Genomic DNA, 13,719 nt, shown 5'->3' on the forward strand with positions numbered 1-13,719 from the left:
TATATTGGACTATTTTGTTAAAGTCTAGCGCGAATTTTAGCAATTAACGCGAAAAATCTTGAATTTTATGTTGGATTTTTTTGACCGCTGGTTGTATAATCTAAAAACATATACCAAACCATTTTAAGGGGGATATTGCTAGATGAAGAAGAGTAAGAGTCTTTTGCTTCTTCTGACGCTCGTTCTTGCAGTCGGCACATTGCTAGCCGCATGCGGTTCGAACAACGGAAACAATGGCGCTGCTAATAATGGCGCAGCGAATGGAGGCAATACAGCTTCCGACAGTGGCAACAGCGGCGGAGAGAAGTTGGCCGCAGATCAAACGCTGAGAATTAACCTGAGCGCCGAGCCACCAACTTTCGACCCGGCTCAAGCTCAAGACAGCCAAGCTAACACCGTTCTGAAGTTGATGTACGAAGGTCTTACACGCCAGGACGAATCTGGTCAAGTTATCCCCGCTGCAGCTGAAAGCTGGGACATCGACGGGACGAAATATACGTTCCACCTGCGTAAAGACGCTAAATGGAGCAATGGCGACCCTGTTACGGCGAACGATTTCGTATTCGCTTGGGAACGTGTCCTGAGCCCGAACACAGATCCGGCTGCACCTTATGCTTATCAATTGTACTACCTGAAAAATGCTCAAGAATATAACGAAGGAACCATCACGGATTTCAGCCAAGTCGGCGTAAAAGCAGTTGACGACTATACGCTGGAAGTGGAACTGGTTGCTCCAACTCCTTACTTCCTTGGTCTGACTTCCTTCTATACGTTCTATCCGGTTCACCAATCCGTTAAGGATGATCCGAAATGGGCGGTTGACCAAAGCAAAATGATCGTTAACGGCGCGTTCACGCTGACCAACTGGGTGAAAGGCCAATCGATCGAAGTAACGAAGAACGAAAACTATTGGGATAAAGCTAACATCAAGCTGAACAAAATCACCATGTCTCTGGTTAACAGCGGCGCAACTGAGTTGGCTTCTTACCAAAACAACGAATTGGATCGCGCAGGTGCGCCTAACGGCGAAATCCCAACCGACCAAATTCCGATCCTGAAAGATCAATTGAAAGACGAATTGGAGATCAAAGGGATTGCAAGTACGTACTACTATGAATTTAACGTAACGGCTAAACCGTTTGATAACGTGAATATCCGCAAAGCGTTTGCGATGGCTATCGATCGTCAAGCGATCGTTGACAACGTAACGCTGGGTGGTCAAGTTCCGGCATTCGGCTTCGTACCTCCGGGTATCAAAGGTCTGAATGACGAATATCGTAATGAACACAAAGACGACTACTTCACAGAAAACGTGGAAGAAGCGAAGAAGCTTCTGGAACAAGGTATGAAAGAAGAAGGCTATACGAAATTGCCTGAGATCACATTGACTTACAACTCCAGTGAAGGGCACAAGAAAATCGCTTTGGCAGTTGCGGATATGTGGAAGAAAAACCTGGGCGTTGACGTGAAAACGGAAAACCAAGAATGGGCCGTATTCATCGAAAACCGTCAAAACCTGAACTACCAAGTAGCTCGTGCTGGTTGGAGTGCAGACTACAACGATCCGATGACATTCCTGGATATGTGGGTAACAGGTGGCGGTAACAACGACACCGGCTTCTCGAACGAAGAATACGACAAGCTGATCAAAGAAGCGAAAAATAGCGAAGATATGGCACTTCGTGACGCGAACTTCGCAAAAGCCGAAGAAATCCTGATCAAGGACAACCAAGTCTTGATGCCGATCTACTACTACACGAACGTTTCGGCTACGAAACCGTGGTTGAAAGGTGTAGTTCTCGACTACAGCGGTGCGATCGATTACAGCCGCGCTTATATTACGGATGATCGTAAATAAGTCATTGTTAATCGCATAGAAATCTCGGGATATATATGTGGGTGTTCCATATATATCCCGTTTTTTTTGTGTGCCCTCTTCTTCCAAGCATTGCGTCCTTATACAAATATATGGAATAGACAAAGTGTTTCTTTTCACCTAAAATCGATATGTGTCGAAATTTAAAAGAAGGAGGTGTGAACGGGCATGGTGCGCTATATTGCCAGTAAGTTTTTTTACATGTTAATTTCGCTGTTTATTTTGATCTCAGCTACCTTTTTCCTGATGAAGGCGATTCCGGGGAATCCGCTTACTTCCGAGAAACAGGTGCCTCCGGCAATTAAGGAGCGTCTTATAGAACAGTTAGGACTCGATAAGCCCGTTTACCAGCAATATCTGAAATATTTGGGTGAAATTGCTCAGGGCGATTTGGGAATTTCCATGAAGCAGATCAACCAGGATGTATCTCACATCATTAGTCAAACGTTTTCGGCGTCTTTGAAGCTGGGGATTGTTGCGATTATCGTCGCGTTAGTCCTTGGGGTACTGCTTGGTATGTTGGCAGCGCTGTATCATCGCAAATTGATCGACAATGTGGCGATGGTGTTAGCGGTGCTGGGCATCGCGGTACCTAGCTTCGTCGTGGCTTCTTTGCTGCAGTACGTATTTGCTTCGAAGCTGCACTGGCTGCCGACGATGGGCTTTAAAGGTCCGATGTATTATGTGTTGCCGGTAGCGGCCCTCACGGCGCAGCCGATCGCGTTTATCGCCCGTTTGACCCGTTCAAGCATGCTGGAAGTATTGCATGCAGATTACATCAAAACGGCTAAGGCGAAAGGCCTGGGCTGGATGGCAATTCTGTTCCGTCACGTGATCCGTAACGGGATTATGCCGGTAATCACCTATATGGGACCGATGACGGCAAACATCGTAACCGGTTCTGTGGTTATCGAGCAGCTCTTCGGGATTGGCGGTATCGGAAAACAGTTCGTGCAAGCGATCAGCGTCCGCGATTATCCGCTGATTATGGGGATTACGATTTTTTACGGCGTATTGCTGATGTTGGCCCGGTTTATCACGGACATCCTCTACGTGCTAGTGGATCCGAGAATTAAGCTTTCGAAAGGGAAGGAGGGATAATGCGCATGGATACGAATCCAATCAAAGTGATGCCGACTCCGGTCGACCTGACGGCGGACGATTTCCGCAAAATCGGCGCGGACGAGAAAGAAGCCGAAGTCATTCAACGCGAAAGTATCTCAGCTTGGCGAGATGCATGGCAAAGATTGCGCAGCAATAAGCTGGCGATGACGGCTTTGATCTTCTTGGCGCTGGTAACGTTGGCTGCGATTATCGCTCCGGTTATCGTCGGTAAAATCTACGGCTACAACTATTATTCAAACGACCTTTTAAATACGAACAAAGCGCCATCGGCCACGCACTGGTTTGGTACGGACGACCTTGGCCGCGATATGTTTATCCGAACTTGGATGGGGGCGCGCATTTCCCTGATCGTTGGTCTGGCGGCAGCGTGTATCGACCTTTTGATTGGCGTCATTTACGGCGGAATCATGGGTTACTTTGGCGGCCGCGTCGATGAAATTATGAGTAAGTTTTCAGAGATTTTGTACTCCATCCCTTATCTGCTCGTTACGATTCTGTTGCTGGTCGTGATGGAGCCGAGCTTGGGAACGATTATCCTTGCTTTAACAATTACCGGCTGGATTAACATGTCGTGGATTGTCCGCGGTGAAATTATGCAGTTGAAGAACCGCGAATACGTGTTGGCTTCCCGTTCGATGGGCGCAGGCCACGGACGCTTGTTGTTCCGCCACCTGTTGCCAAATGCGGTTGGACCTATCATCGTTACGGTGACATTGTCTGTACCTAACGCGATTTTCGCCGAAGCGTTCCTTAGCTTCCTTGGCTTGGGCGTTCAAGCTCCGGTTGCTTCGCTCGGTTCGATGATCAATGATGCCTTGACCGGCTGGTTGTATTACCCGTGGCGGATGCTGTTCCCAGCCATTTTGATCAGTATCATCATGCTGGCGTTTAATATTTTTGGTGACGGTCTTCGCGATGCGCTTGACCCTAAACTGAAGAAGTAGGAGGTGGAATGATGGAGCCGATTTTACAAGTTAAAGATTTGCATGTTTCCTTCCAAGTCAAAGGTGGAGAAGTGAAGGCCGTCCGCGGCATGAACTTTGAAGTGGGGAAAGGTGAAACGGTTGCGATCGTCGGCGAATCCGGCAGCGGCAAGAGCGTCACGGCCCAAACGATTATGCGCCTGATTCCGTCTCCTCCTTCCATCATTAAGCAAGGTGAAATTATTTTCCAAGGGCAAGACCTTTTGAAGAAAAGCGACAAGCAAATGGAATCGATCCGCGGGAAAGATATTGGCATGATATTTCAGGACCCGATGACCTCCTTGAATCCTACGATCAAAGTAGGCCGACAAATCACTGAAGTATTAATCAAACATCAGAAAATGTCAGCGGGCGAAGCGAAGAAACAGGCTATCGAGATGCTTAAGCTTGTAGGCATCAAAAATGCAGAAGCCCGCTTTAACCAATATCCACACGAATTCTCCGGGGGGATGCGGCAACGCGCCATGATCGCCATCGCACTTGCCTGCCGGCCTGCGCTGTTGATCGCTGACGAACCAACAACGGCGCTCGACGTGACGATTCAGGCTCAAATCATGGACGTCATGAAAGAGATGCAATCCCGGCTGGGCACCTCCATCATTTTGATCACCCATGACCTTGGCGTCGTAGCCGGCATGTGTGATCGCGTCATCGTCATGTATGCCGGTGAAGTGGTGGAGACCGGAACGAAGTGGGAGATCTTCAAAAACCCGCAGCATCCATACACCAAAGGTTTGCTGCGTTCGATGCCGCGTTTGGATCAGAAGAAGGGCGAACCGCTGATTCCGATTATCGGTACACCGCCGGATTTGATCAAGCCGCCGATTGGTTGCCCATTCGCCGCTCGTTGCGACCAAGCGATGAAGATTTGCGAACGCATCGACCCAGGCGCGACTGTATTTAGCGAAACGCATACAGCCCGCTGCTGGGATCTTCATCCGATGGCCAAGGAGGTACAGTCGTCATGAGCAAAGGCAAAACTCTAATTGAAGTTGAAGGCTTGAAAAAATACTTTAACGTTGGCGGCGGTAACGTACTGAAGGCGGTCAACGACATCAGCTTCTCGATTGCCGAAGGCGAAACGCTTGGCCTCGTTGGCGAATCGGGCTGCGGTAAATCGACCGCGGGCCGTACGATTCTTCGTTTGTACGAGCCGACGGCTGGCAGCGTTCGCTTCAACGGCGTGGACATCAGCAAATTGCCGCCGAAGAAAATGAAAGCGATGCGCCGCGACATGCAGATGATCTTCCAGGATCCGTATGCATCGCTGAATCCGCGGTTTACCGTTACGGATATCATCGGGGAAGCGCTGGATATTCACGGTTTGGCCGGATCTAAAGCAGAACGCAAGAAACGGGTTGAAGAATTGCTGGATATGGTTGGTTTGAACCCGGACCATGCAACCCGTTATCCGCACGAATTCTCCGGCGGTCAGCGCCAACGGATCGGGATTGCCCGTGCGCTGGCGGTGAATCCGAAGTTCATCATCTGTGACGAACCGATTTCGGCGCTGGACGTATCCATTCAGGCACAGGTTGTCAACCTGCTTGAGGATCTTCAGGACCGTCTCGGATTAACGTATCTGTTTATCGCGCACGACTTGTCCATGGTGAAGCATATCAGTGACCGTGTGGCCGTGATGTATCTGGGCCGGATCGTGGAGCTGGCAGACAGCGAAGAGTTGTATGCCAACCCGATGCACCCTTATACGAAAACGCTCCTGTCCGCGATTCCGATCCCGGATCCGGAAATTGAAGCTAACAAGAAACGGATTGTTCTGGAGGATACCACCAGCGGTCCAATCGGCAAAGAAGGGGTTGCCAGCGGAGGTTTGTACGACTTGGAGAACTCCGAGCTGGTTGAAGTGTCTAAAGGACATTTCGTCTCCATGCCGAAAAAAGGTTGATCGATTCTGCGAACTCCCGCAGCCGTTCATGACGGTTGCGGGAGTTTTTTTTTTTTTGCGCCTGATCATTACGGAAAGTTAGAGGTTTAGCAAAAGTAAGGATTTCTTTGACGGAGCGGTAGGACATCCGTTACAATCAAGGAAGGTTTTGATGCAGACAGGAGGACGCAAACTGATGAATGTCGTTCAAGAGCAACTTTCATTTGTGGGGCCGCTGGCTGAAGTATACGTCAATCAGTTTGCTACGGTTCAGCAATTGTATGAGAGCGACCCGGCGGAGGCCAACAGCTGGGCTGAACGAGTCGCATGGCTTGATCAATCAGAGCATACGCGCATAAGTCGGAAGGCAGTCGCTGCCCGACTTCGTGAATATAACAGACAATATAACCCGTCCCCGGCCGTTGAACAGGCGATCGATCAACTCGAGCAGCCGGGGACGGCGGTGATTGTCGGCGGGCAGCAAAGCGGGTTATTCACCGGGCCGCTGCTCGTGATCTATAAAGCCGTGACCATCCTCAAAGCGGCGAAGGCCGCTTCGGCCCGGTTAAATCGTCCGGTGGTGCCGGTGTTCTGGATTGCCGGCGAGGATCACGACTGGGATGAGGTCAATCACACCTATGTGTTGGCGCCGGATTTACAGGTGCGTCGGATTCGCATGCACCGCGGCAGCATGGACCGGCTGCCGGTCAGCTTCACGAAGGTGACGTCCGAGGCGTGGGACAAGGCCATTTCAGAGCTGGAGCAGCTGTTGCCCGACAGCGAGCATAAGGCGGCGCTCCTGGACTTGGCACGAAGCTCGTCAGCGGATGCGGATAACTTGACGGCCGCTTTTGCCAAGCTGATGGGAGCTTTATTTGGAAAATACGGACTGGTGCTGCTGGACTCGTCAGATCCTGAGTTGCGCCGGCTGGAAGTACCGGTGTTTGAGCAAATGATTCGCCGCAATGATGAGCTGGAATCGGCTTACCACGAAACGGTACGGGATTTGGCGGGCTTGGGATTTGAACCTTCGGCTGAAGTGGCCGAAAATGGAGCGAATTTGTTCTATATTAATGAACATGAACGGCTGCTGTTGTTTAAACAGGAAGGGCGCTTCGAAGACCGCAAGGGCAAAGTCTCCTTTACGGCTGACGAGCTGCTCGCCGAGCTGCGGGAGCATCCGGAGCGGTTCAGCAATAATGTGTTAACTCGCCCCTTGATGCAGGACAGTTTGCTTCCCGTCCTTGGCTCGGTTCTCGGCCCCGGCGAAATTGCTTACTGGGGGCTGACGCGCAAGGCGTTTCATAAGCTTGGGCTGAAAATGCCACTGCTGCTGGCACGGGAAGCTTTTACGGTGGTAGATCGAACCGTGCAAAAGTATATGCAGAAATATCAGCTCAGCTGGGATGATGTGAAGGATGCCGAAGGCTTCCGCCGCAGACGTGGAGCTTGGCTTGCGGCGCAGGAGCGGATGCCGGTCGACAAGCGGTTTGATGAGGTCATCGCTGCGTTTGGAGAGCTATACAATCCGCTCATTGAGGAGCTGGCAGGAGTTCAAAGCGATTTGTCCAGACTCGGGGCGGTGAACCGAGACAAGATCATCGGCCAAATCGAGTATTTGCGCGGCAAGGCGAAGGATGCGTTGGAGAAAATTCATGAGACCGGCTTACGCCATTTCGACCGGATTCAACTCTCGCTATTCCCTCTAAGCAAGCCGCAGGAGAGAGTTTACAATCTCTTTGATGCATTAAATCGATATGGGACGGATTGGATCGAAGGCCTGATGAATATCCCTTATGAGTTAACTGGCAAACATCGAATCATCTATTTATAGGAGGAGACATTTATGAGTTCGTTAGCGATTCAGAACAGCATCATTACCGACTTGAAGCTTGCGCCGGAGGGGCATTTGAAGATCGATTGGGTGGAAGCCCACATGCCGGTGCTGAACCGGATTCGGAAGCAATTTGAGGCGGAGCAGCCTTTTAAAGGACTGAAAGTGACCATCTCGCTTCATTTGGAAGCCAAAACGGCCTACTTGGCTAAAGTTATCCAAGCCGGTGGGGCGGAAGTGACGATTACCGGCAGCAATCCGCTGTCGACGCAGGACGATGTTTGTGCTGCACTCGTTGAAGATGGCATCACCGTTTATGCCAAATATAATCCTGAACCGGAAGAATATAAGGCGTTGTTAATTAAAGCGCTGGAGACGAAGCCGGATCTTATCATCGACGATGGCGGTGATTTGGTTACGATCTTGCACTCGGAACGTCAGGATTTGCTGGAGAATGTGCGGGGCGGCGCTGAAGAGACGACCACCGGGATTTTGCGCCTGAAAGCGATGGACAAGGAAGGCCAGCTGAAATTCCCAATGGTTGCAGTAAATGATGCTTATTGCAAATACTTGTTCGACAACCGCTACGGCACCGGCCAATCGGTGTGGGACGGAATTAACCGGACGACGAATCTGGTCGTTGCTGGGAAAACCGTCGTGGTTGTCGGCTACGGCTGGTGCGGCAAAGGCGTGGCGATGCGGGCCAAAGGCCTTGGCGCTAACGTCGTTGTTACCGAAGTTGACGCGATCAAAGCGGTGGAAGCCGTGATGGACGGCTTCCAAGTGATGCCGATGCTGGAAGCGGCGAAGATCGGCGATTTCTTCGTCACTGTGACCGGCAACCGCGACGTGATTCGCGGCGAGCATTATGATGTGATGAAGGACGGCGCGATTCTGTCCAATGCCGGCCACTTCGACGTGGAAGTCAACAAGCCTGAGCTTGCGGAGCGTTCGGTTTCGGTTCGCACCGTGCGCAAGAACATTGAGGAATATCAGTTGAAGGACGGACGCAAAATGTACCTGCTCGCCGAAGGCCGTCTGGTGAACTTGGCCGCCGGCGACGGACATCCGGCCGAAATCATGGACATGACGTTTGCGCTGCAGGCGTTGTCCTTGAAATACGTGAATGACCGTTATCAGGAAATCGGGAAAACGGTTGTTAACGTCCCTTATGAGCTGGACGAGCAAGTGGCCCGCTTCAAACTGGAAAGCCTCGGCGTGAACATCGATACGCTGTCCGCTGAGCAACGCGCTTACCTGGATAGCTGGCAGGAGCATTAATTCGTCGCAGCGGTGATTACAGCTCGATCGCCGGTGGACAGGCGTTACGGTGAAACGCTACGGCCGCTGTAAATTGATGCGTGTTCGCCGGGAGACGATAATTAACGGTAAATCGTACCGCTAATTGTTACTTATCCGCCGCTAGACGATGATTAACGGTAAATCCTACCGCTAATTTTGCCGGATTGGGCGAAGTCGGGTGATTTCACCGAAAATAACGGTACAAAATCCTGTTAATTCGCTGAAACTGCGGATTGTTCAATAAAATAAAGGTACTTTTTACTGTTAACACACCAATAAAGGACTATCTGAGGCAGATCAAATCTGCCGGGATAGTCCTTTTTGCTGCTTATTTAGCGCCGAACGAAGCGTCAACCGCGGTTGCAGCCCTAAAGTAATACCTCCTTCCCACCAACCGCCTGTCAAAAAAATTTTGAACCAGAGAAGGATTTTCTCGTTCAGTGTGGAATAGTTACATATCACAGTGGTGTAAAGTGGTGCAAAGTGGGGGAAAGAGGTAAGGAGTGAGTCACCAATGTTTATGGGGGAGTTCCAACATAGCATTGACGATAAAGGCCGGATTATTATTCCGGCTAAGTTTCGTGAACTCCTCGGCAGCTCTTTCGTGGTTACCCGCGGCTTGGACCAGTGTCTTTTCGTTTATCCGATGCAGGAATGGGAAGTGCTGGAACAGAAGCTGAAGGCTTTGCCACTGATGAAATCCGACGCCCGTGCGTTTACCCGCTTCTTTTTCTCGGGTGCAACCGAATGTGAATGGGATAAACAGGGAAGGGTAAACTTGCCAAGTAATTTACGGCAGTATGCCAAGCTGGAGAAGGATTGCGTTGTTTTAGGCGTGTCGAATCGCGTGGAAATTTGGAGCAAAGACACGTGGGAGCAATACTTCCAGCAGTCGGAAGATACGTTTAACGAAATTGCTGAGAAGCTGGTGGATTTCAACTTCGATCTTTAGAAGGAGTTATTCTTTAAGCTAGTCAAATGAATTCAGGTTTGGGGGCGTAAGTCTTGTTTCATCACATCACGGTACTCAAAGAAGAAGCGACAGAAGGGCTGCGCATCAAGCCGGACGGCATTTATGTGGATTGTACGCTGGGAGGCGGCGGCCACAGCTCCGTCATCTTATCCAAGCTAGGTCCAGGGGGAAGGCTGATCGCTTTCGACCAGGACGACTGGGCGCTGGACAATGCCAAGGAGCGGCTCGCAGCCTATGCGGACAAGTTAACTTTGGTAAAAAGCAATTTCCGCTACATCGAGCAAAAACTGCGGGAGATCGAAGGGGTGCCGCAGCTAAACGGGGTTCCCCAGGTGGACGGCGTATTGTTCGACCTCGGTGTTTCCTCCCCTCAGTTTGACGAAGGGGAGCGGGGGTTTAGCTATAACGCGGACGCGCCGCTCGATATGCGGATGGATCAATCGGCCGCATTGACGGCTCGGGAGATCGTAAATACGTGGCCGGAACGCGAAATTGCTCGTATTTTGTTCCAATACGGCGAGGAGAAATTTTCCAGGTGGATCGCCAAGGTCATTGCAGACCGGCGAGCACAGGAGCCGATCGAAACGACGGGGCAGCTCGTCGAGCTGATCAAGGAGGGCATCCCGGCGGCTGCAAGGCGTACGGGGGGCCACCCAGCCAAGCGCAGCTTTCAGGCATTGCGCATCGCGGTTAACGATGAGCTGGGCGCATTCGAAGAAGGGCTGCATGCGGCCATCCGTTGTTTGGCGCCGGAAGGACGGGTTTCGGTCATCACCTTCCACTCGTTGGAGGACCGAATCTGTAAGCAAATCTTTGCCAGCTATGTGGAGAAATGTACTTGCCCGCCCGATTTTCCGATGTGCGTGTGCGGCGGCAAAGGATCACTTAAATTAATCAACCGGAAACCAATCGTTCCGTCGGAGCAGGAGTTGGCTGACAATCCGAGGGCCCGTTCCGCGAAATTACGCGTGGCGGAGAAATTGCAAACCGGTGTGGAGGTATCGTAAATGGCTTATACGCGTGGGAATCTGGCAGTCAAGGAGAAGCAAGCGGAACGCAGCTATCAACCGCAGCGTTATCGGGAAACGACGAAGGTGGTAACCCGCCGTTCGCCGTTGCCGGTTCGTGAGAAGTTGCTGTATATGATGACGGTTATTTTTTGCGTAGCCGTGATGGGCGGGTTGTTATGGCAAAATGTGTCACTTTACAACATTAAGCGTCAAATGTTTAATTTGAATACGGACATTCAAGCGATCAACGCGGAAGTGAAGGAACTAAGCATTCAAAAGGAAAAGCTGGAGGAGCAAATTCCGGAGAAGGCGAAGGAGCTCGGTTATGTTCAGCCGGAGGTAGAAGGCTTTCATGTGAATGTACCGGCAGATGGCGTTGAAACGGCCAAGAAATAATGTCTAAAGAGGTTTTGCCATGATCAAGCGAATAAAGCTTCGAACACTGCTGATAGGGGGATGTATTACCCTCTTTTTTGCTGTATTGATCGGTAGAGCGTTTTGGCTGCAGGTCGTGCAAGCGGACTTTTGGCAGGCGCATGCGGAGGAGCTGTGGTCAACCAAAAAGTTGCTGCCCGCAACGAGAGGAACGATCACGGATCGGAATGGCGATGTCCTGGCGGTGGATGCTCCGGCTTACACGGTGGCCGTCAATCCCGAACTGATTAACAAGTACGGCCTTCAGGACGAGGTAGTTGAAGGGCTTGGCAAGGTCCTCGGTAAAGATGAAAGTGAACTCCGGAAAATCGTCAGTGCCAAAAAAGAGTCCGGCGAGTACTATACGCAACGCGAGGTTCGGAACGAGGGCTGGAAGATTGATCAAGACCTGAAGAATCAGGTGCAGGCATTGATCGACGAGCTGAAGGAAAAGCATAGCAAACTGCAGGACGTCGGCATTTACTTGATCAAGGATCAGAAGCGGTATTATCCGAATCAAAGCTTGGCTTCCCACGTCTTGGGATACATCGACCGCGAAGGCAAAGCCGTATCCGGTATTGAAGCCTACTTCGATGAGCAGCTCAAGGGCGTTGACGGTTCGCTCGAGTACAAGCGGGACGGCCGGGGAATTGAGATTCCGAAAGCCAGCGAAATTTATAACCCGCCGAAGAACGGAGACAACCTGAAGCTGACGATTGACTACACGATCCAGTACTACATCGAGCAGGCGATGAAGGAAGCGTACGATCAGCTGCAGCCGATCAGTATGACGGTGATTGCGGCCGATCCGAAGACGATGGAAATCCTTGGCATGGCGAATATGCCGACCTATAACCCCAATGAATATTGGGCGGATGTCGATCAGAAAAATTTCTATAACCACGCGATCAAATCCGTTTACGAGCCAGGTTCCACATTTAAAATCGTGACCTTGGCCGGGGCGGTACAGGAAGGCTTATTTAATCCAAATGCTACATACAAATCCGGCAGCATCCGGGTGCCGGGGCAAACGATTCACGACTTGAAGCGTTCCGGCTGGGGCGAGATCACGTATCTGGAAGGCGTGAAACGCTCCAGTAACGTCGCTTTCGTCAAGCTGGGTTACGAGATGCTGGGTCCGGAACGTCTGAAGACGTACGTCGATCAATTCGGATTCGGGAAAAAAACGGGCATCGAGCTGCCGGGGGAATCCAAAGGGATCGTGGATCCGGTGCAGCAGGCTGACTTTGCGGCGATGTCATACGGCCACGGGAAGCTGCTTGTGACGCCGTTGCAGCAAATTGTGGCGGTATCGGCCATCGCGAATGGCGGCAAGCTGATGGAGCCGCATATCGTCAAGTCCATCACCGATCCGCAAACCGGGGAGACGGTGGAAACCAAACCTAAAGTGCTTCAGCAGGTGATCTCTCCCGACAAAGCGAAAGAAGTTGGAACTTATTTGGAGCAGGTGGTCTCGGACCAAAAGATCGGGACGGGACGTCACGCCTACATCGAAGGGTATCGGGTTGCCGGTAAGACGGGGACTGCAGTAAAGGTAGTTAACGGCCAATATGATTACACGAAACAGGTCGTTTCATTTATCGGCTATGCGCCGGTGGATGATCCGAAGATCGCGGTTATCGTCTTGATCGACGAACCCAAGGACTCGGAACTGGGCGGGGGGGCCGCCGCCGCTCCGGTGTTTAAGCAGATCGTAAATCAAACGCTGCAGTATATGGGAGTTCCGAAAAAAATCGAAGGCAGCGCGTCCGGTAACTCCTCGAAGACAGCGGCTTCGGGACCAAAAGTTCCGGATGTCGGCGGGTTGCCAGTTCAACAAGCCAAGGACAAACTGTCGGCAAGTCGCATTTCCTATGCAACATATGGGAAAGGGGATACGATTATCTCCCAATTCCCGAAGGCGGGAACGACGCTCAAATCCGGGCAATTCGTTTACTTGCTTACGGAGAAGGGATCGGACATCAATGTGCCAAACCTGCAAGGCGAATCGCTGCGCGATGCCTTGGAGTTACTATCGGTCCTTCAAATCCCGGTTACGGCGAATGGGGAAGGCTACGTCGTCTCACAGGAGGTTGTCAACGAGAACGGCGGCAGACGTGTAATCCTTACCCTGGAACCGCCGGATAAGGAGGAAACTTCGTCCAACGATGAGCAGGTGGAGGATGCCTCAACCAGCGGCGATCAAGGGAACGATGCCGGAGAGAAGGAGACCTCGGACTCGCCATAGCTTGTTCTAACCCCTGGTTGTCCTGAATAGTCATGTGATGAGTGCAATCATGATGATGTCAGGATGGGT

General features: G+C 51.3%; 11 protein-coding genes. All 11 read left to right on the forward strand.

Annotation, left to right across the window (positions count from 1 at the left end):
- The first annotated feature begins 142 nt into the window (after window positions 1-142).
- The 11 genes from POTG_RS14530 (at window position 143) to POTG_RS14580 (ending at window position 13,650) form a co-directional block, all read left to right on the forward strand.
- The gene (locus tag POTG_RS14530; RefSeq protein ID WP_036645607.1) at window positions 143-1,858 is read left to right on the forward strand and encodes a peptide ABC transporter substrate-binding protein; all 1,716 of its coding nucleotides are present in this window, start codon (window positions 143-145) and stop codon (window positions 1,856-1,858) included.
- A 186-nt stretch (window positions 1,859-2,044) separates the two neighbouring features.
- On the forward strand, window positions 2,045-2,977 hold the full coding sequence (locus POTG_RS14535) for an ABC transporter permease (RefSeq protein WP_009225586.1): 933 nt from the start codon (window positions 2,045-2,047) through the stop codon (window positions 2,975-2,977).
- 5 nt (window positions 2,978-2,982) lie between these two features.
- Window positions 2,983-3,945, forward strand: coding sequence for an ABC transporter permease (locus tag POTG_RS14540; protein WP_009225587.1), 963 nt, complete (start codon window positions 2,983-2,985; stop codon window positions 3,943-3,945).
- A gap of 11 nt (window positions 3,946-3,956) precedes the next feature.
- Window positions 3,957-4,952 (forward strand): ABC transporter ATP-binding protein, encoded by a 996-nt coding sequence (locus tag POTG_RS14545; protein ID WP_036645609.1) that lies wholly within the window; start codon window positions 3,957-3,959, stop codon window positions 4,950-4,952.
- Window positions 4,949-5,890 carry an ABC transporter ATP-binding protein gene (locus tag POTG_RS14550; RefSeq protein ID WP_036645611.1) on the forward strand — a complete coding sequence of 314 codons (942 nt, stop codon included), beginning with the start codon at window positions 4,949-4,951 and terminating at the stop codon, window positions 5,888-5,890. The genes POTG_RS14545 and POTG_RS14550 overlap by 4 nt, the downstream gene beginning before the upstream one ends.
- Window positions 5,891-6,065: 175 nt before the next feature.
- Window positions 6,066-7,703, forward strand: a complete 1,638-nt coding sequence (bshC, locus tag POTG_RS14555; RefSeq protein WP_009225590.1) for a bacillithiol biosynthesis cysteine-adding enzyme BshC — start codon at window positions 6,066-6,068, stop codon at window positions 7,701-7,703.
- Window positions 7,704-7,715: 12 nt separating this feature from the next.
- Complete coding sequence (locus tag POTG_RS14560) at window positions 7,716-8,984, forward strand: adenosylhomocysteinase (protein WP_009225591.1); 1,269 nt, start codon at window positions 7,716-7,718, stop codon at window positions 8,982-8,984.
- 535 nt (window positions 8,985-9,519) lie between these two features.
- Window positions 9,520-9,957: a division/cell wall cluster transcriptional repressor MraZ gene (gene mraZ, locus POTG_RS14565; RefSeq protein ID WP_009225592.1), complete on the forward strand. Its 438-nt coding sequence runs from the start codon at window positions 9,520-9,522 to the stop codon at window positions 9,955-9,957.
- A 53-nt stretch (window positions 9,958-10,010) separates the two neighbouring features.
- Entirely contained in the window at window positions 10,011-10,985 is a 975-nt protein-coding gene (gene rsmH / locus POTG_RS14570) for a 16S rRNA (cytosine(1402)-N(4))-methyltransferase RsmH (protein WP_009225593.1), read from the forward strand.
- A complete protein-coding gene (locus POTG_RS14575; RefSeq protein WP_009225594.1) occupies window positions 10,986-11,384 on the forward strand; it encodes a hypothetical protein in 399 nt (132 codons plus the stop codon).
- Window positions 11,385-11,403: 19 nt separating this feature from the next.
- Window positions 11,404-13,650, forward strand: coding sequence for a penicillin-binding transpeptidase domain-containing protein (locus tag POTG_RS14580; protein WP_009225595.1), 2,247 nt, complete (start codon window positions 11,404-11,406; stop codon window positions 13,648-13,650).
- Window positions 13,651-13,719 lie beyond the last annotated feature (69 nt).

It is taken from the genome of Paenibacillus sp. oral taxon 786 str. D14 (genome assembly GCF_000159955.1).
Lineage (GTDB): Bacteria > Bacillota > Bacilli > Paenibacillales > Paenibacillaceae > Fontibacillus > Fontibacillus phoenicis.